At 50.9% G+C, this 448-nt stretch carries 1 protein-coding gene; it reads left to right on the top strand.

What is annotated here, in order from left to right:
* Positions 1–314, top strand: a 314-nt coding sequence (locus ACTHUR_RS20835; protein WP_440400704.1) for a S1 RNA-binding domain-containing protein, incomplete at its 5' end; no start/stop codon positions are given.
* Positions 315–448: the final 134 nt, after the last annotated feature.

Here is a 448-nt window from a genome sequence, read left to right on the forward strand (position 1 = left end):
GCGCGTTCGTGGACATCGGCGTCCATCAGGACGGCTTGGTGCACATCTCCGCCCTGTCCAACAAGTTCGTCCAAGACCCGCGTGAAGTGGTGAAAGCCGGCGATGTGGTGAAAGTAAAAGTGCTGGAAGTCGATGCTGCGCGTAAACGCATTGCGCTGACTATGCGGTTGGATGACGAACTGGGTGGCACAGCCAAAGGCAACAGGCCGTCTGAAACCCGACATCAAGAACGCCGCGACCGCAAACCCCAACGCAACGACCGCGCCCCGACCAATTCGGCGATGGCGGATGCGTTTGCGAAGTTGAAGCGGTAAGGTAGAAAACCAATTAAAGGTCGTCTGAAAACTTTTCAGACAACTTTTGCCGGCATTTACAGTTGTAATGATACGTTTGTTTTAGTTAAATTCCGTTTATCTGAAATGGATTGTAGATTTTAGATGTAATGGTA

This window comes from Neisseria sp. P0021.S007, assembly GCF_051956855.1.